Source organism: Longimycelium tulufanense, assembly GCF_014645795.1.
In the GTDB taxonomy this organism is placed as follows: Bacteria; Actinomycetota; Actinomycetes; order Mycobacteriales; family Pseudonocardiaceae; genus Longimycelium; species Longimycelium tulufanense.
In genome coordinates, this window is record NZ_BMMK01000044.1 from 16,965 (window position 1) to 38,356 (window position 21,392).

Here is a 21,392-nt window from a genome sequence, read left to right on the forward strand (position 1 = left end):
TCCCCCTCACGCAGGTGGAATCGGTGGCGGGGTGGCGCTGCCACTCGCGCCACCCCCGGTGCTGCCTGAGCCTGACGGCCCGCGCCCACTGCCAGCCCCGCCGCTCGGGGACGAAGGGGGGCTCGACCCGGTGGGCGGTGAGGGCGGGCGCGACGCGACAACGCGACCCCGGTTCGCTGGTGGCGGGGGGCCTCCCTGCTGGGGGGCCTGGCCCGGAGGACCGGAGGGCGACGCCGTCGAGGACCCGCTGCCGGCGCTGCCGGTCGAGGCGGAGTTCTGCCCAGAGCCGGACGCCGCCTCGGCCGAGGCGCCACCGCCACCCGCGCCGCCGCTGGGGCTACCACCTTCCGGTTGTGGCGGGGTGCTCCCGCTGCCGCCACCGTCGCCGTTGCCGGAGTCACCGGCACCACTGCCGCGCAGCTTGTTGGCGATATCCGAAACCCCGGACATCATGCCGCTCACGGCCGTGCCCACCGCGCCACCAGCGGCACCGCCGGCCGCGCTCAGCGCCGCGCCGCCAGCACCGACCGCACGGCCGCCGGCCATCCCGGCCAGGGCGGACGCCCCGCCGCCGGAGGCGGCACCGCCGACTCGGTCACCGACGAAGTCGACCAGCTCCCACAACAGCCACGGAGTCATGACCAGCATCGCCGCCAGGACGAAGCCCTGGACAACGTCAACCACCTGGCGGACCGCGTCACTGCCGCCGTCCAACGGCGACAGCAATCCAATCACCAACAGCATGACCGCGACCATGAAGAACTTGACCCAACACAAGGCGGTCACCCGGCTTGCCCAGCGCGTCAGCCACCCCGAGGTGGCCGGGTGAACCTGCCCGGCCGCCGCGATCGAGCCGAACAACGCCCACATCAGCACCAGCGGGCCGATCGCGATCAAGAACACAATCGCCACCAGCAGGAACAGGCAGATCAACAATCCGAGGACGACCGCGACCAGCGGGTTGACCTTGGCGAGGCTGCCGGTCCAGTCGGCTTGCTTGGCGAAGTCCCCGCCGGCCTGTGCCAGGGCGCGCGTGGAGTCGTCAGCAAGTTGCAGCATGAGAATCGCCCCCACCCCGGCGAGGGTGACCCCAACGGCGGCCTTGATCCCACCGAGGAGCGAATACTGCAAGTAGCCGCGTTTGTACGAGCTCGCCGCCGTGACGATGAATCCCAAGAACGCCAACGTCAACGCGACCCCGGCGACCAGGTTGTAGACCGACGCGAACCCCTTCCCCTGAATGTTGGGCGTGGTGTACTGCACCGCAATGTCAAGGAAGGTGCCCCACAACTTGGTGACACCCTCGACGACAAATGCGGTGACCTGTTCCATGCCCCGCTTCGTCACCCAACTTGCCAGCTCGCCGGCGATCTCACTCGGGCTCTTGACCCTGGTATGCGTGTCGGCGGTGCCGCCGGCCGGATGGTCCCGCAGCACCTTCTCTCTCATCGAGCTGACCTGCGTCACGTACGAATCCGAGAACTGGTTCCAGCTCTCGCACCGCATCTTCGCGTCAGCTTGCGCTCCCGCGCAGCTCACGTAGAAGCCCTTACACGGTGCCAGGTCCGCGCCAAGCTGATTCGAGTCGCCACATGTGTAGTCGGTGTCGTGGTTGGAATCATTTCCCCACGGGAAACCAAACGGCTTTCCGTTCGGGTCTGACCCTGCCCACTGCTTCATGTCGTCCACGCAGTACCCGGGGGGTGGTGCAACACGGGTAGCCAAGTCCCGGTACCCGGCGAGCAGCGCATCCCGGCGAGGCTTGTCCTGCGGTGAGGGACCGCCCAAGTCCGGTTGGAAGAACGCGAGCAGATCCGGGCTGTCCTGAATGACGTTCTGGACGTAAACCGACCAGTCGCCACCACGGTCACGGCATGCGTGCGAGGTCATCCACGGGCTCGAGACCCAGCCGGCCGAATCCACGACGTACTTCCGGAGATTGTCCGGAAGCTGGGAGAGGTCTTTCGGCTCCGCCATCGCCGCCGCCGGGTTCGCCACCCCGACGACGCCGATCACCAGCAGCAGCGTCACCAATCGCCGCCACCAGGAGTGCGCTGATGCAGCCGGCATCACTGCGGTCCGGTCATCCTTCCGGGACATATGCCCACGCTCCCCCGCGCACCTCGTCATAGCGGAACGCGAATTCCCCCTCGGACTTCGCGAACCGTTGTCCAGAGCGCGCTGGCCAGGGTCCTTCCTGGAACCGCTGGTCAGAGACACGCCACTGGCCGCGCTGCCAATCCAGAGTGATGACCGTGTTGCCCCACATCGCTGAACCTGCCGGATCTGGGACGATGCGCGAGCTCGACGTCCATGCACCCCAGACGCGGACCACCGCACGGTCTGCGGTGTAGGACTCGACCACAATCGAGGCAGGTGCGAAGCTCTTACGTTCCTGGCTCAGGGCATCCGCCGGGGCGGTTGGCTTCTGCAATCCCTGTTTTGCTGTATCACTGGCGGAATCAGACAACAGCACGGATCCCGCCTGCTCCGGGTCAAGCGTGCCCGCACTCACCCGCGTACACGCGATCTGGTAGTTGCTCGCCGCCGTCGCCGCACCCGCGACGGAATGCCGGTTCGGCACCGGCATTCCGTCGCGCAGCGTCACATCACCCGAGCCGGAGCCACTTCCCGCGCCAGGTGCGGTCGCACGCCCCAGGAAGAACGCGCCCACCAGCAAGCCAAGCGCCACCACCACGAGGACGGAGATGCCGACCACCACACCGGACCGGGAACCCCGGCCCACGGTCGGTGTGTAGCCGACCGCCCTGTTGCTGCCCATGCGTCACGTCCTCTACGTCATTCAGAGCTTGAGAATCCAGGTCCAGAACGCACCAGCCGCTGTCACAAGGATTGCGGCGATTCCGGCTTTGGCGATTTTTCCCTTTGCATCCTCAGCCCAGTTCGCGTTCTTGATGATCGACGAGCCGCCCCACAGGATGAGACCGGCCAGGAGCGCAATGAACAGCACCCCCAAGCCCCCGTACATCAGCACTTCAGCGATCGTGTTGAAGATACCGCTCTTCGGCACACCGTTCGAGTCCGGCCCGATATTGGAGAAGTCGGGCGGCTCCTGGTGCAGCAAACCAGCCGCGTGCTGTGCGAACCGCTGAAACACTGTCGTCAACGTCCTTCCTGTACCAGGCGAATAGCGCGCAACAGCTGAGGAACCGCCATTGCTGTCGTCTTGCCGACCTTGTCGAGCCGAATGTCCTGCCCGTGCGCCAAGCGGGCATCGAACGGCAGGTGCACCACTCGGTCAGCAGGGACGACCGTCCGCACGAGTCGCTGCGCGGCAGCGACCTGACCCCGCTCGGGCGGAGCAGTGGAGACCAACACCACAATCGGGGGTCCGGGCAGGGACCGGCGCAGCCACGCCAGCGACGCACAGACCGTCTCCGCGCCGGGCACATCGGCCCGGCCGACGAGCACCAGCACCGGGCGGGCCGCAGCGGGATCGGCGACGCGCTGCACTACCCAGGGATTGATGCAGCCTGCATCAACCACCAGGCCCCCACACACGGTCTGCACGAGGCGACGCATGTCCCGTAGAGGACTGGCCTCCCCGTCCTCCACGACCACCGCCGCACCCGCCGGGCTGACCGGCGCGCCGCGCAACACACGCAGGGGGTGCACCCCCTGCTGAAGAAGAGCAGCAGCGGTGCGGCCGGACAACCCGCCGCGCTGCCCCAGAACGCGGCGACTCACCGGACCCCACGGTGTTCCGCACTGATCCAGGAGCACTGTGCTCGCACCCGAGGGCGCCCCCGCCGCGAACGTCTCCGCGAGCAGCGCTGCGACCGTGCTCGTGCCCACACCGCCGCCCGCACTGGTGACGACCACGGTCACCGGGGCGCGCTGCGTTCCCAACCACGTCCACAATGGAGTGACCGTCTTGACTGGCCAGCCCTTCGGTAGCGGCCGGGGCGGACCCGCAACCACGCCCAGATCCCGAGCGACGGCGGGAGGCGGCGGACTCGCCGCGCTGTTGGGCACGGCCGCGCCCAACAGCACAGGTTCCTCTCCCACGTCTTGAACCTTGTCCAAGATCAACCAACCCCCCCACGCGGATGAGCGCGGCTCCATCGAATGGATCAGGTTCCCCGGCGGTGCTTGCAGGCGGTCACATAGCCTGCACCGTCGGTACGACAAACCCCGCGCACTCTAGGGACCATCACGCCACTCTGTCTAGTATTTCGCGCCAGTATTCCGCGCTAGGGAATGTGACGAAGCCCCACCCGTTCGGCATGATGATCCGCGCACGCCGAAGGACAAGATCATCACGAGACGGGCTGAACGAATGGGGCGACGCGGCATCCGAGGGTTCGACCCGAACCGGCTCCGCACGGCACGCACCCAGGCCGGCCTGACCCTCGCCGAACTCTCCACTCTCTCCGGGGTGAGCGCTCAAACCCTCTCCCAGTGGGAACTCGGCCGGACCCAGCCGACGCCGAAACCCCTGGCCGCCGTGGCGAAAGCGCTCGACACGACCCCGCACACGTTGACCGCGCTCGACGCCGACGAAGTCCAACTCGACGACCTCCGGAGTCGCGCTGGGCTCACCATCACGGAGGCAGCAGCCGCCTTGCGCATCGGCGAAACCACCCTGCGCGAACTGGAGCACGGCCGCCGCCCCCCAAGCACCGACCTGATCGACGCACTCGCCACGCTGTACCGCGTCACCCCGGACGTCGTGCGCACGGCCGCTGTCCGAACCCGCAGGGATCGAGTCGCCCACATCGCCGCCAAACTCGACCACCGGCGGTAAACCACGGCCACATCGAGAAATCCGTATGTCAGATCTGGTCGCGGATGGATTTCTGCATCCGCCGCCGTTCTCGCTCAGTGGTGCCACCCCACACACCCCACTTTTCTTTGTTGTTCAAGGCCCATCGCAGGCATGGGATCTTGACTGGGCAGTTGTGGCACACCACTTTGGCCAGGCGTTCCGATTTGTGGTTCCCCTCGGGGAACCACAGATCTGGGTTGGTGGACACGGCGCACGCGCCGTGCTGGCGCCAGCTCATGTCCCCGACCGCGGCCCAGGGGGTGATGATTGCGGTACTCACCGGGGGTCCTCCTCTCCTGCGTCGGTGAAGGGGTCCGGTGGCATTTCTGCCGTGGCCAAGAATCGGTTTTCGGCCCTGCGTGCGGCGGCGTCCACGCGGTGGCGTAGCTCGTCGGCGCGCTCGGAGGCGTACAGGAGGGCGTCCAGGGCGTACTCGACCGCGATCGCGACGAGCGCGGCGGCGGGGTCACCCGGCGCCGGGGCGGGCAGCTCATCCAGCACGGCCGCGGCCGCCTCCAACCGGCCCAGGAACTCGTCGAGCGCGGCGCGTCCGTGGTGTCGGGCGCGTTGGATCTGGGCCCAGGTGAGGGCGGGCTTGGGGCAGGTCATGACGCCATCCCCGGTGGTGCGTCGTCGGGATCCAGGCTGGCCGCCAAGCCAAACAGCAAGATGATCGTTTCGCGGGCGATGACCTCCAGTGACACACCGACACCGAACAGATCCTCGTTATCGCTGTCAGGAGATGGCGGTGGCAGCTTGGCCGCGGCCGCCACCAGGTGGCGCTGCGCCGTGTCCAGCACAGACGCTGGGGACTGCGCCGGGTCGTCGAGGCGGCGCGGATGCGGCGTCTGCGGGCGCACCGGGCCCGGCTGGGCTGGCGGGCCGGGGTGCTTTCTGTGCACGCTCATTTCTCCTCCTTTCGTGTCACCAGGTGACCGAGTGGCCGGGCCGTATTTCGAGGTGCCGGACTGGGGGGCCGCAGGTATTTGTGGAGGAAATCCTGGTAGAGGCTTTCGTCGACGATTCCGACACTGATCCCTGGGGAGATGTCGAGAACGGCGCGGAGCACGTATTCAACGGCGTTTCCGGCTTCGTCGACCTCGGTTCCACGGACCCGTCGGACGGCGCCCTGAATGTGGCGACGAAGGCCGTACCAGGACAGGATCAATCCCAAAGGGGTGCCGGTGGTGTCGAGCGTTCGCCGTGCTTCCACGGGAAGCCGTTGCGGCAGAATGAGCGCGGTCACGCGGACCGCCACGTCACCGCCGCCCACGGTGGTGCGCAACAGTCCCCAGCGGAGCCAGGCCCGCGCCCCGGGATCAGCGTGGAGCGCGGCCGCCTGGTCGTCGGTGAGGTGCACCTCGCCCCGACCTCGTCCGCACCGCCGCCGCCCGAACCCGTGCCGACCGCGTCGCCCGGATTGCGAACAAGCTCGACCCCACATAGAGCACCTCGGCCCTCGTCGTCGCGGAGGCGTCTCGTCCTCCCTTCCGCTACGACGCCTGCACGTAGGCGTCCACAAAGGACTTGTAGAGCCGCTCCCGCACCACGGCGACCGACCGACCGTCGGCCAGGTCCAGCACCGCCGTGATCCCCATGTCCAGCTCGGCGCCGGCGAGGTCCACCTCGCTGATGGGATGGAGCTGGCCCTGGACGTGCCGACGTACCCCCCAGCGGCGCAGTGCACGGCCCAGTGGGATATCGCTGTCCCGCAACTGCGTGGCAGTCTCATAGGGCAGGCGGTGCAGCAGGACCAGGGCCTCGACGTAGGCCACCGGGTGACGCGCGGCGTCACGCAGCACTCCCCACCGGTACTGGGCCCACTCATCAGGAGCGGCGTCCAACAGGCGACGCTGCTCCACGGTCAGCCGGATCCGCTCCCGGCGTCCCCCCAACTCCAGCTCGACAGGGCGCCCGCCGAGCAGCGCGAGCACGCCGGTCAGCGAGTCGGCGGCCCGGACCGCGCGGGCGAGATCCTCTCGGCGGCGCTCCACATACAGCGCCTGCCGCTGCTCCACGCTCAACTCGGTGCAGGTGTCCGGCACCGCCATCGTTGTTCTCCCCCTCATGCCATCGACTTAGTCGTGCTGCTGTGGCGGGTTCTCCCGCCGCGGCTGGTGGTAGGGATTGAGGTCCTCGGGGAGGCCAGGAATGTGGTGCCGATAGCGCTCCTGCAGTTCTTCCGAAGCCACCGGCCGGCCTTGGGTGTCGAGGTTGCGTGCGTACTCCTCGGCCTGATCCACCTGTGCCTGCAGCTCCGGTGGTAGCGGAGGAGCCTGCGCATTGGTCTCCTGCACGAACTTACGGATCTCGTCCCAGTTCACACCCATCGTTACCGCCCTAGATCGAGGAGATGGATACGGATCTTGTCGCCGGCATCGGTCCTGGCCAGGACCTGGAACCGGCTGCCCGGGGGAAACACGACCTCGTCCTGTTGGTTACTCAAGAAAGAGATGTCCTTTCCGTGCTGAGAGGTGATCACCAGCTCCACGTTGGTGTCGGGCATGGCTCGGAGTTTGTCGGCGGAGGCGAAACCCGGGTCATGGACGATGGTTCCGGGTTGGTAGTGCTCGACGAACCGGATCAGACTCTGGGTGTCGTCGAAATGCAGGCCGCGGAACACGGTGCCCTGATAGTCGGGCACGTGGTTCAGCCCGGAGGTCAGCACCCGGATCTCGGTGTCCCAGGCCGCCAGCGCTTCGGGGTCGGCCGAGCGCAGGGCATCGTTGAGCGGCCGGTGCAGATCCCGCTGGTACAGCAGCATTGCGTCCAGCTCGGAGTCGCGTACCCCGCGCAGCCAGGGCATCTCCTCGGTGTGGAGCTGGCGCAGGCTACGGATGGTGTCGCGGTCGCCGGGGTGCTGGTCCCAGTAGTCGTGCTGGTCCTGGCCCCGGGCCTCGAAGTCCGGGTTGGCGTAGTCCGGTCGTTCTCGCAGGTGCGGGGGTTCGGGGGTGCCCGGCACCGGAGGGGGAGGGGCTGCTCCGGTGCCGGGCGGGGTGGTGCTCGGGTGCCCGGGGGGCGTGGGCACCGCGTGCACCGGGCCCGGTGCCGCCGTCGCGGTCGGGCTGGACTGGGGCACCGACGTGTCCGCAGGCCCGAGGGTGTCGAGCTGGCGTTCCACGTCGGCTAGGCCGCCGCCGGCCTGGCCGATCCCGTCGGCCGCGCGCTGATCCGCGCCCGCCATCCCCGCACCCGGGCCTGGATCCGGTGACGTGGTGGGCTGGCCACCGGCCGGTGTCGCGCTGTCGGGCGTACCGCCGGGGGTGGGCGGCTCACCGTGTGCGGGAGGAGCACTCGGTGGCGGGTCAGGTGTCCCGGCGCCGGGATCCCCTGGTACTGGCGGGTCGAGCTGGAACCAGTCACCGCTGCGTCCGGGGTGGCCGTCGCCGCCGGGAGCGACCGGGGTTCGGGGTGGCCCGTCGGGTGTGTGCTCACCGACGCGGCCGGCGCGCTGGGCGAGGTGTTCGGCGTCGCGGCCGAGTTTGCGGGCTACGGTGCCGGCCGCTCCCCGCACGGTGGAGGCCAGCCCGGCGGTGGCCACGTCGGCGGCTGCCATTCCGGCGCGGCCGAGACCACCGCCGAGCAGGACCCCGGGCAGTTGCTCCCCGATCCATCCTCCTGGCGACCGGAGGAAGCCGGCGGGGTTCACGATGGACTTCAGGGTGTCCAGGGGGTGGGTGGCCGCGTGCATCAGGCCCTGACCCAGCGCGGCGACGTTGCGGATGTACTGCCCGGGGTTGGCCTGGTTCCACCGGTCCCAGGGGTGCACGGTTCGGGCGAGTTCGACCACGCTCAGCACGGCCTCGCCGGCGCCGGTGACCAGATCCACGGTCTGGGTGACCTGGAAGCGGCCGGCGTCGACGAGGCCCTTGCCGGCCTGTTCCAGCAGGTTCGGTGTCTCGGGCAGCTCCCGTGCCGCCGCGTCGATCTCGGCGTGGGCCTGTGCGCCGGCCTCGGCCAGCCGCCGCCGGGCCTGCTCCAGGATCTCCCGCGCCTCGGCACGGGTGGCTTCCCCCGGGTCCTGCCACACCGGCGCCGCCCCCGGCGGCGTGCCCGGGTGCCCACCGAGGCCGGTGTTGAAGGCCGCCACCTTCGCGTTGAACTCAGTCACCTGTCGGTGCCAGCCCTCGACGTCCCGCTCGTACTCGGTGCGGGCGGACTCGGTGGCGCGCTGCCCCGCCTCCCACAGCGCGATCGCCTCCCGGGCCTGGACCTGCTGTGCGTGGTGCAGGGCCGCCACGTAGTCCTCCAGCGCGTGTACCCAGCGCCGACCGGCCCGCGCGGCGACCGTGAACTTCTCCGGCTGGTCGGCCAGCGTCTTCCGGGCGGCCTCGGCCGCCTCTCCCTGCCAGCCGTCCACCGTGATCTGCCCGAGGGCCTCCGCGGTGGTCGCCACCCCCTTGGTGATTGCGGCCAGCCGGTCGATCGCGCCCTGCAGGCGTTCCGGGGTACCGATGACCAGCTCCCGCGGATCCGCGGTCTGCCCCAACTCCTTCGGTTCCGGCGGCGGGATCGGAACAGGGAACATCAGCTGCCCCCCAACGGATCGCCCTGGACGGTGTCCAGGATCTTCTGGAATGCCGCGGTGGCGGCGTCCTGGGCCTTCTCGTAGGCGGTGCGGGTGTCGACCAGGCGCTCCACGTGGTCCTCGGACTCGGTGAGCAGATCCCGCAGGCACCAGTGCATCCGCTCGACCATGTTGTTGTGCGTATCGAGTAGTCCTTGGTGGCCGGCCTCCCAGAACTCGAACCGCAGCCGCTCCAGCCCGATCGCCGAGCGCTCACTGCCGTGCGGTGCGAGTGCGCCCAGGTTCTCCAACGCCTCGGTGATGCCACGCTCAACCCGGCCCAGGACCTCCGGATCCACCTGGAACCCCGACATTCACGCCCCCCGCCGTGTGTGGTGTTCCCGCAGCTGCCGCAGCAGCTCCTCGACGTCGTCGGTGCGCTGCGCACACACGCTGGCCTCCTGCGCCTGCTGCGCGGCCAGGGCCACCAGCCGCTGATCCGTACCCGGCGTCTGCCGCAGGGCGTGCCACAGTCGCCGGTGGACCCGCGCCACTTCCCGCAGGGCCGCCCGCTGCTGATCCAGCACCGCCAGCCACGCCGTGATGACCGGCCCCAGCTCGCTCGCACCACCCTGGTCAGTCCGCTGCCGGGACGTCACTGGAGGACCTCCCCGGTGCCGGTGAGATCGGTGTCCGTCAGCGCCGCCTCCGGCGCCACGATCCCGGGCAGCCGTGGCAAAAACAGCACGTGTGGACAACCCAGATCCAGCACCGCACCGGCCACCGCCGGCCCCGCCGCCGCCAGACAGCGGTCCAACACCTCCGCGCCGCGGACCGCCCACATCCCGGCCGGCTGCGGCTCCGCGCCGGCCAGCCGCTCCTCCGTCGAGTACACGACCAGCCACTGGACCCCCTCGACGGCGCGCTGTCCGGGCGCCACCGCACCGTCGTCGTCACGCAGCAGAGGCAACAACAACGTGGCGTCCCGGAGCGCGGCGAGCATCGCCTCAGCCCGGCGCTCCCGCTCCGCAGGCGCCATCGCCTCGGTCTGGGCCGCATGCCACCGCCGGGCCGCGGCCACCACCGCCGGATCTTCGATCGCTGTGTTCACCGCGTCGCTCCCCTCACGCTCGTCACCCCATGCGCGGCTCCCGCCACGTCCTGTGTGGAGGCGCGGCCACGCTGCGCCCGCTGCCCAGCCACCACCGCCCCCGCGATCACGGCCATGCCCACCCACTGCAGACCGGACAGCCGCTCCCCCGCGGCCCAGCCCAACAGGGCCGCGACCAGCGGCGCCGTCAACGCCAGCACCGACACCCCCGCCGCCGACGGCAACTTGTGCAAGCCGGTGAACAGCAACGAAAACGCCAGCGCCGTGGCGCCCAGGCTCACCCACGCCACCGCCAGCACCCCCGCGGCATCCAGGCCCGGCGGTGTCCCCTCGACGAGGAAGGCGGCGAGCACCAGCAGCGCGGCGCCGCCGAAGAGTTGCCACCCCGTCGCCGTCACCGGCCCCACGTGTGGTGGCAATCCCCACTTCTTGGTCAGGGTGAAGCCCGTCGCCGCCGAGAACGCCGCACCCGCCGCCGCTACGAGACCGATCCAGTCCAGGCCCGTGGTCGCGCCTTCCACCAGCAACGCGACACCCATCACACCCAGTGCCGCAGCCGCCACCTGGAACAGCCGGACCCGCTCACCGAGCAGCGCGACCGCCAGCACCGGCACCAGCATCGACTGGCAGGCGATCACGATCGCCACAATCCCGCCCGGAAGACGGTGCGCTGCCACCGCCTGCAGCACAAAGAACGCCGCAAAGTTCAGTCCACCCAGGATCAGTGACCGCCGCCACCACGGCCCGGCCGGCAGTACCGGCCGCCACACCAACAGAGCGACCGCGGCCGGCACCACCCGATACACCGACGTCCACACAGGACTCGCCGGCAAGTGGTGCGTAGCGGTGTAGAAGGTGCCAAACAGGGCAGGACCCGCCGCGGAACAGGCGACCCACGGCCACACCCGATCCCGCGTCATCTCCCCGCCTCCCCGCCCCGACCCGGAGCCGGCGCAGCAGAGGGATGCGGTGGCCACCAGGGCGGCACGCGGTGCAGGTGCGCGCTGGTGGCCACCGCCGCCATCAGCCGTTGCCAGCAGGCCACGGTGCCGCAGGGCGCGTCCGCGAGCGCGTCGCTGTCCCCGGCGGTCACCACGTCGACCCCGCATCCGAGCCGGGCTCAGTCCAGGTGCGCGCCCGACGCAGGCGCTCCTGCTCCTCGTCAGCCACCTGATCGAGCAGGTGCCGTGCCCGATCCACCTGAGACACCGCGATGATCAGCCGAGTCACCATCTGGTCGTGGAGCACAGAGATGGCTGCGGAGATCCCCTCGGGCCCACCCTCCGGCGGGCCCTGCCGCAGCGTCTCCGCGATCTCCTCCAGACGCTGCTGCGCGCGATCCAGACGAGCGTGAGTCTGCCGCCGCGCACGCTCCACATCCGCCCATCCCCGGTACGGCAACTCCGGCCGCGCACTCACGCCGACACCTCCGACCCATCGGCATCGGCCGACACCGGAGCGACCATCGGCTCGACCACCGGAAGCCGAACGCCCTGCGGGCTCAGCAGCGTGATCCCCACCCCCGGGCCAAACTGCTCGTGGACCCGGTCGCGCAGCTGCTGTCCCGAGCACCACGAGCGCTCCGGCAGCTCCCCGTACTCCGCGATCTGCTGCTCGTGCAGATAGGCATCCACCCACTGCCGGCCGCCGCGCTCGACCACCAGCGGGGTGTACCCGTGGTCCGGATCCGTCTTGAAGTACACCCGCTCGACCCGCAAGAACAGGCGCACCAACTGGCGGTGCAGCCCTTCTGCCTCCTGCCGGGCGGCCTCCTCTACCTCGGCCGTCGCCGTCGAACGCCGCTGTGCGGCATCCACCGGCTCCAAAATCCCCATGACTTCCCCCTCACGTCGTGACGCCGTGCGCCGCTTCGCAGGCCCGCCCGCTCACGCCAGTCCCCACTCACCGCCCGCTCATGCCGCCCACCGCACCGGCGCCGGCTGCGCAGCACGCCGTGGCTTTCGGCCGCGGTGCAGGATGGTCTGGTGCGGCCATCCCGGGTCGAGGACGATCCCGACCGTGGGTGGGATCCGGCGCAGCAGCACCGCGCCGGTCATCGCGGCCACCCGGTGCGTGCCGTGCACCAGGCGGGCCGTGCTGTAGGCGATGACCCAGCGACGCCGGCGGGCGGTGTAGATCAACGGACGTTGATCGGTGCTGACGATGACCAGCACCGCGCGGCGGCGAAACTGCTCCACTGTTCTGGACCGTCTGGACCGGGCGAATGCTGCCGCGGCCATGTGCGTCCTCCCCTCCCCTGAGGGGGTGGGGAGCAGTCCGGCCGAACCCCCTGTGAGCCCGTTGCGCCGGCCGGACTGCCCCCGTTATCCCCGTTCACACACCGTGTGTGTGGATTTACCCCGATGGCCAAGCGTCCACTACAGATGCCTCTAAAAGTGATCTCTAGTGGATGCTGTGGTGGCGTGAGGGTAGAACTTCACTGTGCAACCGATCAACTACCCAGTCCACTGCAAGTTCCGCGTGTCGGGATCTGTAGTGGACTTGCGGGGTGGTTCACCGACAGACCCGCTACCCCCATCCCCGGTCGGCACGCGACACTAGGGCGGATGGGGGAACCCACCCGCGGGGCAAGGAGGAGCCGGTGCCGGTCAGCGACAAAGGAGGGCCGCCGGAGGCCACGGACCTGAACGTCGCGGCGATCCTGGACGAGCTGTGCCGCACCCCGCCCGGCCGCAAGGACCCCTGGACCAACGGCGAGGTCGCCCGCGCCTGTCAGGCCCAGGGACAGGAGATCGCCGACACCTATGTCCAGGCTCTGCGCACCGGGGAGCGGGACAACCCGACGGTCGCCCACCTGCAGGCCCTGGCCGCAGCCCTGGACGTGCATCCGGCCGCCCTAGTCGGAGGGACGCGCCGGCGGGTGCGGGACGGCGAACGTGCGGGCTGGCGACCCGAGGCCGTCCGCCACCTCACCGATACCGTGTATCCCCTCACCCGTGGGCCCTGGACTGCGGACGAGATTGCCCAGGCCATCACGGATCGAGGTCGGTGGGGGCGGATTTCGACCAAGTACGTGCGCACGCTGATCAAGGGGCATCCCAACCCGTTTCTGAAGACGGTCCTGGGGCTGTCGGATCATTTTGGTGTTCCACCGGCGTACTTCTTTGATGACGAGTTTGCCCGGACGGTGGATGAGGAAGCCGCCGCGTTCAAGGAGTTCCTGCGGTCTGGTGTCGTGGCCATGGTGACCCGGGCGGAGCAACAGTCCGCCCGCCGGGGGGCGCCTCGCCGCGCCGCGCTCCGGGCGATCCGCCACGCGCTCGGCCAAACAGGTGACAGGACGTAGTTTTTGACCCTAAAGGGTCACCCCCATCCGGACGATGCTTGGTGAGGCGTGGTCCGATGGTCCGATGATGAGGGGAGGGGATTCGTCGGTGAGCAGACGCCAACAGCGCAAGTTGATCGCTCAGGCCACCCGTGATCTTGAGGATCTCCTGACTCCTGGCAGCACCTATCGCGATGTGTGTGAGGCCGTGCGCACGCTGATGGAACGCTATATGCAGCGCCCGGTCCTGGTGGACTACGCCACCCTGCAGGACATCACGGGCGTGACCGCCTTATTGGCGGATGGCCGGTGTGTGGTGGTGGTAGCCGCTTTTGACCGGTGGTCCCAGCGGTTACTGGTGCTGCTGCACGAGTTCGCGCACTACCTGCTAGGGCACATGCCGGCTGCGGTGGATCCCCAGGACACTCCACACCAGATTGCGCCGCACCTGTCGCCGCGGCTGGTCCAGATTCTTGCCTCGCGCAGTGCGTGTGTGGAAGAAAGCGACGAGCATGCGGCCGAACAGCTCGCTGACGAGTTGTTTGAGCGCACCGAGCGGCGACTCGAGCAGGAACCTGAAGACGAGCCGCCGGTGTCTGACAGCTTGGCCCGTGTGGCCGAGAGCCTGCGGGCTGGCCTCAATTCTCGAGGTCCGCGCCGGTGAACTTCGATGTCATCTACATACTGGCCGGCGGCACAGGACTGGCCGTGGCCCTCTACAAGCTCTGGGGGCTGCGTCGGCGGTGGGGCCAGGCCACGGTGTGGTCGCTGGTGCTCTCAGTCAGCTCCGTGTCGGCCTGCGCGTTGGCGTCGGCTCCCCAGGTTGGGTCATGGATCAACGCGGTGACCGGGATCCCCAACCTGGGGTTCTTCCTGGCCTATGAGTTCGCCACGATTTTCTCCGCCGCCACCTTGGCATTAGTGCTGTTTTGGCGTCACCACTTCACCCATGCCTGGCATTGGGTGCGCCGCATCATCGGCGGCTACAGCCTCGTCCTCGTCATCCTCGCCGCGACGTTCTTCGCCGCTGATCTGCCCACCGAACGCCTGAAGGACTTCGACAGCTACTACGCCCACCAGCCCTCCGTCGCGACGTTCATCACCGTCTACGGCGCGGCCTCGATCCTGGCGGCCGCCGCCCAGCTGTACCAGTGCTGGTCCGCCTCGGTGGAAGCCTTCGCGGCCGGCACCGTACGGCTGCGCTGGCTGGCCCGCGGGCTGCGCGCCTACATGATCACCGCGTCCTGTCCCCTGGCCGTCTCGGCCATCAAAATCCTCAATGTGGTCGCCCTCTGGGCAGACAGCCGGGCGCTCACCACTATCAACACCGCCGCACCGGTCCTCTCCGTCGCGGTAGGAGCGCCACCGCTGGTCGCGGCCGTGGTACTGCCGGTGTGGGGACCACGGCTGACCGACCTGCGCCAGTGGGGCGCACGCTGGCGCCGTTTCTGGTACCTCCGCCCACTGCACCGGCAACTGCGCCAGGTCGACCCGAACAAGGTGCTCGTGGTCAGGCGATTCGACTCCCGGCACCGCGTGCGGCGCATAGTGCACGAGCTCAACGACTGGCGGTGGGACCTGCGCCCCTACCTCTCACCCCGCGTGGGCGAGGTCGCCGCAGCGATGGCAGACCAAGCGGGGCTGTCCGGCCCCCAGCACGCGGCCCTCGTTGAAGCCGCCCAACTCAACGCCGCCCTCCTGCGACTCCGCGGCCAGGGCGAACAGGTCGAGCCGTCGCCCACCGCGCCGTCGTTCGACACCCCGCACGACAGCGCCGATCTCACCGACGAACACGCCTGGTGGGTCCTGGTGGCCCGGGCCTCCCACCACCCCCTGGTTCCCGCCATCCTGGCGGCGGTCGCCGACGACTACGACCCCACGCCGACCTCGTCATAGTCGCGGCCGCACACACCGGTGGCGTGCTCAGCCGGGGGTGTCCTTGGAGGTCACCGCCGACCACTCCGCCGAGGTCAACGGCGGCCCCAGCAAGGGTGGCTCACCCGGACCCCGCAGCACCCCGAGCACGACCCGCGGCGACAGCAAGCGACGAAACGGGGCCGCCAACGTGAACGCGCCGAAAAACGCCTTCGCGACCTCCGGACGGCTGGTGGCCGTCCGGATCGTGCGCTCCACGTACCGACGTCGCAGCCGGGTGGCCAGGTTCTGTGGCTGGTCACTGGCGTACTGCAGATCCTCGGTCGTGGCCATCCGCCACGCCCCGTCGGTGACCCGGGCCAGCACCCGCTGCAGACGCGGCCCCGACACGCCCCGCCGCACACTCTCCCGCAACGCCACCGCCGTCTGGGCCGCCACCGACATCCCATGACCGTAGACCGGGTTGAACGCGGCCAGCGCATCCCCCATCACCGCCAGGCCCTCCGGCCAGGGACGCACGCGCTCATACCGACGGCGCCGGTTGGTTGTCGAGCGCGTGGTCATCACCGGTCCGAGCGGCGTGGCGTAAGTGAGCAGCTCACCGACGACCGGGTGCCGCAGGTTACGCGCGAACGCCTTGAAGTCCTCCTCGCGCGTCGGAGCAGCAGCACCACGAGTCCCCGACAGCGTGACCAACCAGCGGCCACGCTCGATCGGGATCACGCCGCCTGCCTGGCCCGGGCTCACCCCGTGCGGGCTGGCCTGCACCGTGACCACCGGGAACCCCTCACAGGCACCCGGGGGAGCCTGGAACAGTCGGGTCGCGTACTGCAGGCCCGAGTCCACCACCTCCTCCCGCACCACCGGCAAACCCAGCTCCACCAGCCACCGATCGGTCCGGCTCCCCCGCCCCATGGCATCCACCACCAAATCAGCCCCCAACACCTGGGAACCTCCCCCCGCGACGTCACGCACCTCCACCGCCGTCACTCGCCGCGCATCACCCCGCAGACCCACCGCCTCACGCCCGTCCAACATCCGGATCGGCCACGACGACAACACCTGATCCCGCACCACAAAGTCCAACAGGGGACGGCTGCATGCCACCAAGAAAAGGTTGCAGTCGAACCGGCGAAACCACCCCTGCGGCGAAAAAGACACGAACTGGCTCGGCATCCCCACGCGATGCGCCCCCTCCGCACGCAGCCGCTTCAACGTGCCGGGCACCAGATCCTCGATCGCGGCTGCCCCACCACACATCAACGCATGAAAATGCCGCGCCTGCGGCGTGCCACGACGCTCCTGCGGCCCCTCCGGCAACCGATCACGTTCCACCACGGTCACCTCATCGACCGACTCCGCCAAGGCAGCCGCCGACAACATTCCCGCCAGCCCGCCACCCAACACCACCGCACGCCGTGGCCTCACCGACACCGCCCCCATCACTCGTGGTCTGGACCCCCGAAACCTACGTCCCCCGATGGAGTGGCGATGATCCCGGTCATTACCCCACGACATTGGTGCCGGCCCACCACCATCGTCGGCGACGATGGGCTGGCCCAGTGCACGGCGCGGTGCCGGAGAAGGATCACCGGTCGGTGGGGAAGCCCCCACACAACATGGCGGGCGATACTGGCCACCCGACCTACCGGAAGTCGTCCGCGTGGTCGCGTGCCCACTGGGCGAAGGTGCGCGCCGGCCGCCCGGTCACCACCTCGACCGTGTCGATCACGGGCTGGCGGACACCATCGGTGGCAGCCAGGTGGCGCAGCACCTCCTCGACCGCATCTGCCCCCCACTGGGCCAACGTTGCCCGGTAGTCGGCCGGGCTCAGCTCCACGAACTCCACCGGGCGCCCAATGGCCGCGCTGATCGCCTCGACCTGCTGCCGCTGGGTCACTGACTCCGGCCCGGTCATCAGATAGGCACGCCCCACATGGCCATCCTCGGTCAGCGCGCGCACGGCGACCGCGGCGATGTCGGCCTCGTGGATGGCATCGGTGTGCGCCTCCGGATACGCCGCCCGGACCACACCCTCACGACGGATGGACTGCGCCCACTGCAACGTGTTCGTCGCGAAGGTGGCCGGACGCAGGAACGTCCACGACAGCTCGGAGTCAAGCAGGGCCTGTTCGGCTGCCCTGTGCATCACCGCCAGCGGGTTGGCCCCCGGGTTGGCCGCGGTGACCGGGCTGGCCGAGAGCAACACGACGTGCCCGACGCCCGCATCCTGAGCCGCCGTCACGACACTGTCGATCCCCGCCGGATCGGCGTAGCAGAAGACCTTGGAGACCCCGGCCAGGGCTGGGATAAGGGAGTCCACGCGGGTGAGGTCGGCCCCCACCACCTCGACCGAGTCCGGGGCCGTGACGGCGGTCGGGTTCCGGCTGGCCACCCGCACCTTCTCCCCGACCTCGAGCAGCTGCCCGACCACACTGCGCGCAACGTGGCCACGCCCACCGGTCACCAGAATCGTCACGATGCTCCCCCACTTCCGACGCCGGGAACCTCACCGCCGCCGCGACGGTAACGCCTAGTCCTCGCCGTATCGCGGCGCCGTTTTCCGCCCTGCGGGTGGGCCGGCACCCCGGCGTCGGCCCACCCGCAGGCCAGACTCAGTGGCTGTCGGCCCGGATGCTGAACGAGCACCAGGACCACGGTGACCAGGTCACGCGCTGACAGGACGATGAGCAGTTCGTCGGGGTACCGAGGCCAGAGACAAAAGCGGCCGCCCACGACCGTGGGCGGCCAGAATTTCGGAGGCTCGGACTTCCGTGTCAGGCGAGATCGAGCCTTCCCGTCTGCACTGAGGCGAGGAAGGACGACCAGGCCGCCGGCGCGACGGTCAACGCCGCCCGGGCTGGGTTCTTCGAGTCACGGACCCCGACGAACCGGCCGAGAGGGGCCACCTCCACACACTGGGCAGAGGCGTTGCTGCGGGTGGACTTGCGCCACGCAGCACGAGAGAAGTCGCGGGGGGTGGTCATGCTCGTGCCTTCCTTCGTTACAGGGATCGGGCGATGTGGTCGATGAGCTCGACGGACTCGCGTTCCCCCGCGGCGAGCGCGGCCACAACGTCGAAACTCAGAGTGTAGGCCGCGACCTGGTGTGACTTCTCGACGATCAGCGCCGAGGTGATGGTGTCCACACAGACCACGGGCGGCAGACCCTCGGCGGCGGAGAACTCGAAGATGGAGAACGCCGAGCCGAGCGCGGGATGCGCGCCCACGGAGGAGGGCAGGACCCGCACGAGGATGTGGTCGTGTTCCATCGCACGGAGTGCGTCGAGTTGCTCCCGCATCACCTCGGGTCCGCCGATCAGTTGACATAGCGCGGCTTCGGCAATCACGGCGCGGACGGTGAGCGGGTTGTTGCCGGTCAGTCGGCGCTTACGTGCCATGCGCAGATCGACTCGACGATCGACCTCGGTGGCGCGGATGTAGGGCGAGGCTGCCGAGATGACGGCGCGGGCGTAGCGCTCGGTCTGGAGCAGTCCGGGGATGAGGATGCTCTCGAAGGTGCTGACGACACTGGCGCCGGATTCCAGGCCGAAGACGTCGCCGACGGGGCCATCGACGAGTGAGCCGTAGTCCTGGAGCCAGTTCGGTTCGGCCGCCGCTTGGCGGATGCGCTCCAGTTCGGCGGCCTCGGCATCAGGGATGCCGTAGGTCCTGCACAACTTGGCCAGTTGGGGCCGGGTGAGCCGGTGCCGGCCGCTTTCCGCCCTGGTCACGGTCGGTTGTGACAGCTTGAGTCGCCGGGCGACGTCGGTGGAGGTGAGCCCCTGGGATTCGCGGATTTCTCGCAGCCGACGCCCGAGCGCCCAGCTCCCCACCGTCAGCGTCGGGTTGCCCACGCTCCTGTTTCTCCTCACTCGGGTGCTGCCACCCGGTTCTGCCGCCTCCTGCGTGACCTGGCTCCCCATACCTACACGGAGGGTGCCGCGCAAGTACGCCCGGCCGGTCTATCGCCAGCCTTACATATGCGCGCGTATATTCACGATCATGTCGCGCGTGGGGCGGATCACACGCCCCGTGAGGCTCAAGGGGCCGCCGGTCGCGCCATGCAGGAGTGCGAGGCCCGGCGCGGCCCACCGGCGAGCCGCAAGGGGTCCGTGTCCCCTGCGACTCGCATCGCCAGCAGCCTGCTTTCCGGGTGGTGACCGACCAATGTGGACATATCTGCATCGGGTGGAGCTGTACCGCATCGTGCGCGGGGCCCGGAGCCTGGCCTGGAGTGAGGAGTACGACGACCACGGCCCATGGGTGTGCGGTGGCGCGGTCGAGTACGCCGCAACGGTCGCCGAGGACTACCTCGCCCGCCACCACTGCCCGGCGGGCCGATGGCTGGTCATCGTGCGATGGCTCAACCCCGACGCCGAACCGGAGCGCACGCGACTGGCCAAGGTTGAGATGACGTGGCCCGGCGCGAACCCGGTTACCGAGGCCGCGGGATGACCTGCCAGGACCACCCCCGATGCCGCCGGCTGTGGGGCCGGCGGCCGGGACGGCAGCGCGTCGAGCCTGTTCCCCAGCAGGTTCCGCGCTGCCGTTCCCCACGAAGCAGCGTCCTATGGATGTCCGGAGGGAACCCGTGGCCCGCTTGTACGTGCGCGTCCGGCCTGACCGTGCCGCCGACCCGATGTTTCGGGCGCGGTCCGGACTCGCCGACGATGTCCGCAGCGTCCATCTCGTCGACGTCGACCTCACCCAGCCGACACCGGAATGGCTGCTCCCGCTGTGCGCCCACAAGCGCCGGCATCGCGTGCAGCTTCGCGCCGATGATGTCGAGCGACTCGACGAACTCGGCGGAATGCCCTGCGCCGCCTGCCTGTTCGCGGCCGCCCAGAACACCGCCGACGAGCACCCGCAGGGTGCGTCCCGGCGGCCCCTGGTGTCCCCGGACCGGGTCGAGGCCCTCACCACACGGGGGTTCTACGTCGCCCCACATCTGAACTCGCTCGGTCAGTTTGCCGGGTGGGTGTACGCGCACTTTGAGGACCACGGCACCCGCTACGCCGCGACCACGGTCGAGATCGATACCACCGGGCAGGGACGGGCCGGCCACTGGGATCTCCGCTACGACCCCCGGGCACCGTTGACGCACCCGGACCCGATCGACAGTCGGGTCGGCCCCGCGGATGCGGTGATCGACTGGGCCCTCGGCCCGATGCCCCCCGCGTGGCCACCCTCGCCGCAATGACTGAGCCGCCGATCGGTCGGCGCCGTTCAGCGGCAGCGGGACCGCCAACAGGGCCGATGACTCCCCGGAGAGCGTCCCGGCCAATGAGGGTTGGGAGAACAGGAAGGAGAACAGCAGATGCCCGAGAATCACGAGCGGCCTGTCGGCTACGAGCCGCCGGTGCTGACCGAGGTAGGTCGGTTCGACGCGGTGACCAAAGGCCAGTACAGCAAGTCGAACTCCGACGACACCGATGCCGGCGGGTACTGGGAGTGACCCGGCCGGATGCCTGACCTGTCCAGGCGAGGCGGGCGCGGTGGTGTCCACTGGTGGTGCGCACTGCCAGATGCCGAGGCCGCCGCGCCCGCGGTGCATCGGTTGCAGGGTGCCGGTGCCGGCGAGGTGCTCGCCTGGCACGCCTCCGGCCGGCCGTGGCTGATCGGCCACCAGCCCACCGGCACGGTCCGCGTCGTGTTGGACGGGCCGGTGCGGGTGGCCGTGATCGGTGAATGTCTGGCCAGCCTGGCGCAGGTGGCCGCGGCCGCGCGTGGCGATGTCGGCGCGCTGCTGGCGTTGCCCGGCAGCTTCCACGCCCTCACCACGGGCCCGGCCGGCGTGGTGGCGGCCGGTGACGTGGCCGGGT

General features: G+C 69.6%; 30 protein-coding genes and 1 pseudogene. 8 read left to right on the forward strand and 23 right to left on the reverse strand.

The genetic code is table 11. The features are described from left to right. Window positions 1–6: 6 nt before the first annotated feature. The 4 genes from IEY55_RS27960 to IEY55_RS27975 all read right to left on the reverse strand — a co-directional run bounded on the left by IEY55_RS27960 (window position 7) and on the right by IEY55_RS27975 (window position 4,029). Window positions 7–2,031 (reverse strand): TrbL/VirB6 family protein, encoded by a 2,025-nt coding sequence (locus IEY55_RS27960; RefSeq protein ID WP_189061567.1) that lies wholly within the window; start codon window positions 2,029–2,031, stop codon window positions 7–9. A gap of 52 nt (window positions 2,032–2,083) precedes the next feature. Further along, entirely contained in the window at window positions 2,084–2,722 is a 639-nt protein-coding gene (locus IEY55_RS27965; RefSeq protein ID WP_189061568.1) for a DUF8175 domain-containg protein, read from the reverse strand. An 81-nt stretch (window positions 2,723–2,803) separates the two neighbouring features. Continuing rightward, complete coding sequence (locus IEY55_RS27970) at window positions 2,804–3,127, reverse strand: hypothetical protein (RefSeq protein ID WP_189061569.1); 324 nt, start codon at window positions 3,125–3,127, stop codon at window positions 2,804–2,806. Then, entirely contained in the window at window positions 3,124–4,029 is a 906-nt protein-coding gene (locus IEY55_RS27975; RefSeq protein ID WP_189061570.1) for a CpaE/TadZ family protein, read from the reverse strand. The genes IEY55_RS27970 and IEY55_RS27975 overlap by 4 nt, the downstream gene beginning before the upstream one ends. Window positions 4,030–4,300: 271 nt before the next feature. On the opposite strand from IEY55_RS27975, the gene IEY55_RS27980 reads away from it, so the two are divergent. Beyond that, window positions 4,301–4,768 (forward strand): helix-turn-helix domain-containing protein, encoded by a 468-nt coding sequence (locus IEY55_RS27980; protein ID WP_189061571.1) that lies wholly within the window; start codon window positions 4,301–4,303, stop codon window positions 4,766–4,768. Window positions 4,769–4,796: 28 nt separating this feature from the next. Here the strand turns inward: IEY55_RS27980 and IEY55_RS27985 are convergent, their stop codons facing one another. The 15 genes from IEY55_RS27985 to IEY55_RS28055 all read right to left on the reverse strand — a co-directional run bounded on the left by IEY55_RS27985 (window position 4,797) and on the right by IEY55_RS28055 (window position 12,647). Next, window positions 4,797–5,069 (reverse strand): WhiB family transcriptional regulator, encoded by a 273-nt coding sequence (locus IEY55_RS27985; RefSeq protein ID WP_229686828.1) that lies wholly within the window; start codon window positions 5,067–5,069, stop codon window positions 4,797–4,799. Then, window positions 5,066–5,398 carry a hypothetical protein gene (locus IEY55_RS27990; protein ID WP_189061572.1) on the reverse strand — a complete coding sequence of 111 codons (333 nt, stop codon included), beginning with the start codon at window positions 5,396–5,398 and terminating at the stop codon, window positions 5,066–5,068. The genes IEY55_RS27985 and IEY55_RS27990 overlap by 4 nt, the downstream gene beginning before the upstream one ends. Further along, entirely contained in the window at window positions 5,395–5,697 is a 303-nt protein-coding gene (locus IEY55_RS27995) for a hypothetical protein (RefSeq protein ID WP_189061573.1), read from the reverse strand. Before IEY55_RS27995 ends, IEY55_RS27990 begins: the two co-directional genes overlap by 4 nt. Next, the gene (locus tag IEY55_RS28000) at window positions 5,694–6,074 is read right to left on the reverse strand and encodes a hypothetical protein (protein ID WP_189061574.1); all 381 of its coding nucleotides are present in this window, start codon (window positions 6,072–6,074) and stop codon (window positions 5,694–5,696) included. Before IEY55_RS28000 ends, IEY55_RS27995 begins: the two co-directional genes overlap by 4 nt. 208 nt (window positions 6,075–6,282) lie before the next feature. After that, the gene (locus IEY55_RS28005) at window positions 6,283–6,840 is read right to left on the reverse strand and encodes a hypothetical protein (RefSeq protein ID WP_189061575.1); all 558 of its coding nucleotides are present in this window, start codon (window positions 6,838–6,840) and stop codon (window positions 6,283–6,285) included. Between the two features lie 27 nt (window positions 6,841–6,867). Next, complete coding sequence (locus IEY55_RS28010; protein ID WP_189061576.1) at window positions 6,868–7,119, reverse strand: hypothetical protein; 252 nt, start codon at window positions 7,117–7,119, stop codon at window positions 6,868–6,870. Window positions 7,120–7,121: 2 nt separating this feature from the next. Next, window positions 7,122–9,317, reverse strand: coding sequence for a putative T7SS-secreted protein (locus tag IEY55_RS28015; protein WP_189061577.1), 2,196 nt, complete (start codon window positions 9,315–9,317; stop codon window positions 7,122–7,124). After that, window positions 9,317–9,670, reverse strand: coding sequence for a hypothetical protein (locus IEY55_RS28020; RefSeq protein ID WP_189061578.1), 354 nt, complete (start codon window positions 9,668–9,670; stop codon window positions 9,317–9,319). The genes IEY55_RS28015 and IEY55_RS28020 overlap by 1 nt, the downstream gene beginning before the upstream one ends. Continuing rightward, window positions 9,671–9,955 (reverse strand): hypothetical protein, encoded by a 285-nt coding sequence (locus tag IEY55_RS28025; protein WP_189061579.1) that lies wholly within the window; start codon window positions 9,953–9,955, stop codon window positions 9,671–9,673. Next, entirely contained in the window at window positions 9,952–10,407 is a 456-nt protein-coding gene (locus tag IEY55_RS28030) for an SseB family protein (RefSeq protein ID WP_189061580.1), read from the reverse strand. Before IEY55_RS28030 ends, IEY55_RS28025 begins: the two co-directional genes overlap by 4 nt. After that, a complete protein-coding gene (locus tag IEY55_RS28035; protein ID WP_189061581.1) occupies window positions 10,404–11,327 on the reverse strand; it encodes an EamA family transporter in 924 nt (307 codons plus the stop codon). Before IEY55_RS28035 ends, IEY55_RS28030 begins: the two co-directional genes overlap by 4 nt. Beyond that, window positions 11,324–11,500 carry a hypothetical protein gene (locus tag IEY55_RS28040; RefSeq protein ID WP_189061582.1) on the reverse strand — a complete coding sequence of 59 codons (177 nt, stop codon included), beginning with the start codon at window positions 11,498–11,500 and terminating at the stop codon, window positions 11,324–11,326. The genes IEY55_RS28035 and IEY55_RS28040 overlap by 4 nt, the downstream gene beginning before the upstream one ends. Beyond that, window positions 11,497–11,826, reverse strand: coding sequence for a hypothetical protein (locus IEY55_RS28045; RefSeq protein ID WP_189061583.1), 330 nt, complete (start codon window positions 11,824–11,826; stop codon window positions 11,497–11,499). The genes IEY55_RS28040 and IEY55_RS28045 overlap by 4 nt, the downstream gene beginning before the upstream one ends. Next, complete coding sequence (locus IEY55_RS28050; protein ID WP_189061584.1) at window positions 11,823–12,242, reverse strand: hypothetical protein; 420 nt, start codon at window positions 12,240–12,242, stop codon at window positions 11,823–11,825. The genes IEY55_RS28045 and IEY55_RS28050 overlap by 4 nt, the downstream gene beginning before the upstream one ends. Before the next feature lie 78 nt (window positions 12,243–12,320). After that, window positions 12,321–12,647, reverse strand: coding sequence for an SseB family protein (locus tag IEY55_RS28055; RefSeq protein WP_189061585.1), 327 nt, complete (start codon window positions 12,645–12,647; stop codon window positions 12,321–12,323). Window positions 12,648–13,009: 362 nt separating this feature from the next. Between IEY55_RS28055 and IEY55_RS28060 the strand changes: the two genes are divergently transcribed. The 3 genes from IEY55_RS28060 (at window position 13,010) to IEY55_RS28070 (ending at window position 15,589) form a co-directional block, all read left to right on the forward strand. Continuing rightward, window positions 13,010–13,714 carry a hypothetical protein gene (locus tag IEY55_RS28060; RefSeq protein WP_189061586.1) on the forward strand — a complete coding sequence of 235 codons (705 nt, stop codon included), beginning with the start codon at window positions 13,010–13,012 and terminating at the stop codon, window positions 13,712–13,714. 88 nt (window positions 13,715–13,802) lie between these two features. Beyond that, window positions 13,803–14,357 carry a hypothetical protein gene (locus IEY55_RS28065; protein ID WP_189061587.1) on the forward strand — a complete coding sequence of 185 codons (555 nt, stop codon included), beginning with the start codon at window positions 13,803–13,805 and terminating at the stop codon, window positions 14,355–14,357. After that, window positions 14,354–15,589: an MAB_1171c family putative transporter gene (locus tag IEY55_RS28070; protein ID WP_189061588.1), complete on the forward strand. Its 1,236-nt coding sequence runs from the start codon at window positions 14,354–14,356 to the stop codon at window positions 15,587–15,589. The genes IEY55_RS28065 and IEY55_RS28070 overlap by 4 nt, the downstream gene beginning before the upstream one ends. Before the next feature lie 27 nt (window positions 15,590–15,616). Here the strand turns inward: IEY55_RS28070 and IEY55_RS28075 are convergent, their stop codons facing one another. The 4 genes from IEY55_RS28075 to IEY55_RS28090 form a co-directional block, all read right to left on the reverse strand. Then, entirely contained in the window at window positions 15,617–16,996 is a 1,380-nt protein-coding gene (locus tag IEY55_RS28075) for an FAD-dependent oxidoreductase (protein WP_229686829.1), read from the reverse strand. 217 nt (window positions 16,997–17,213) lie between these two features. Beyond that, window positions 17,214–18,047, reverse strand: coding sequence for an NAD(P)H-binding protein (locus IEY55_RS28080; RefSeq protein WP_189061590.1), 834 nt, complete (start codon window positions 18,045–18,047; stop codon window positions 17,214–17,216). 298 nt (window positions 18,048–18,345) lie between these two features. Further along, entirely contained in the window at window positions 18,346–18,555 is a 210-nt protein-coding gene (locus IEY55_RS28085; protein WP_189061591.1) for a DUF397 domain-containing protein, read from the reverse strand. Between the two features lie 17 nt (window positions 18,556–18,572). Beyond that, window positions 18,573–19,424: a helix-turn-helix domain-containing protein gene (locus tag IEY55_RS28090; RefSeq protein WP_189061592.1), complete on the reverse strand. Its 852-nt coding sequence runs from the start codon at window positions 19,422–19,424 to the stop codon at window positions 18,573–18,575. Between the two features lie 313 nt (window positions 19,425–19,737). Between IEY55_RS28090 and IEY55_RS28095 the strand changes: the two genes are divergently transcribed. The 4 genes and pseudogenes from IEY55_RS28095 to IEY55_RS28110 form a co-directional block, all read left to right on the forward strand. Next, window positions 19,738–20,025 (forward strand): hypothetical protein, encoded by a 288-nt coding sequence (locus IEY55_RS28095; protein ID WP_189061593.1) that lies wholly within the window; start codon window positions 19,738–19,740, stop codon window positions 20,023–20,025. A 136-nt stretch (window positions 20,026–20,161) separates the two neighbouring features. Beyond that, window positions 20,162–20,770, forward strand: coding sequence for a hypothetical protein (locus IEY55_RS28100; protein ID WP_189061594.1), 609 nt, complete (start codon window positions 20,162–20,164; stop codon window positions 20,768–20,770). A 117-nt stretch (window positions 20,771–20,887) separates the two neighbouring features. Next, window positions 20,888–21,025, forward strand: coding sequence for a lasso RiPP family leader peptide-containing protein (locus IEY55_RS28105; protein WP_189061595.1), 138 nt, complete (start codon window positions 20,888–20,890; stop codon window positions 21,023–21,025). A gap of 9 nt (window positions 21,026–21,034) precedes the next feature. Further along, a pseudogene (locus IEY55_RS28110) lies at window positions 21,035–21,392 on the forward strand (hypothetical protein); the annotation flags it as partial.

Excerpts from the sequence above, each read along its gene's own strand:
- IEY55_RS28055 (WP_189061585.1), bottom strand. The coding sequence starts at position 12,647 with ATGGCCGCGGCAGCATTCGCCCGGTCCAGACGGTCCAGAACAGTGGAG.
- IEY55_RS28005 (WP_189061575.1), bottom strand. The coding sequence starts at position 6,840 with ATGGCGGTGCCGGACACCTGCACCGAGTTGAGCGTGGAGCAGCGGCAG.
- IEY55_RS27980 (WP_189061571.1), top strand. The coding sequence starts at position 4,301 with ATGGGGCGACGCGGCATCCGAGGGTTCGACCCGAACCGGCTCCGCACG.
- IEY55_RS28020 (WP_189061578.1), bottom strand. The coding sequence starts at position 9,670 with ATGTCGGGGTTCCAGGTGGATCCGGAGGTCCTGGGCCGGGTTGAGCGT.
- IEY55_RS28095 (WP_189061593.1), top strand. The coding sequence starts at position 19,738 with ATGTGGACATATCTGCATCGGGTGGAGCTGTACCGCATCGTGCGCGGG.
- IEY55_RS28050 (WP_189061584.1), bottom strand. The coding sequence starts at position 12,242 with ATGGGGATTTTGGAGCCGGTGGATGCCGCACAGCGGCGTTCGACGGCG.
- IEY55_RS28085 (WP_189061591.1), bottom strand. The coding sequence starts at position 18,555 with ATGACCACCCCCCGCGACTTCTCTCGTGCTGCGTGGCGCAAGTCCACC.
- IEY55_RS28010 (WP_189061576.1), bottom strand. The coding sequence starts at position 7,119 with ATGGGTGTGAACTGGGACGAGATCCGTAAGTTCGTGCAGGAGACCAAT.
- IEY55_RS28105 (WP_189061595.1), top strand. The coding sequence starts at position 20,888 with ATGCCCGAGAATCACGAGCGGCCTGTCGGCTACGAGCCGCCGGTGCTG.
- IEY55_RS27990 (WP_189061572.1), bottom strand. The coding sequence starts at position 5,398 with ATGACCTGCCCCAAGCCCGCCCTCACCTGGGCCCAGATCCAACGCGCC.
- IEY55_RS28015 (WP_189061577.1), bottom strand. The coding sequence starts at position 9,317 with ATGTTCCCTGTTCCGATCCCGCCGCCGGAACCGAAGGAGTTGGGGCAG.
- IEY55_RS28035 (WP_189061581.1), bottom strand. The coding sequence starts at position 11,327 with ATGACGCGGGATCGGGTGTGGCCGTGGGTCGCCTGTTCCGCGGCGGGT.
- IEY55_RS27995 (WP_189061573.1), bottom strand. The coding sequence starts at position 5,697 with ATGAGCGTGCACAGAAAGCACCCCGGCCCGCCAGCCCAGCCGGGCCCG.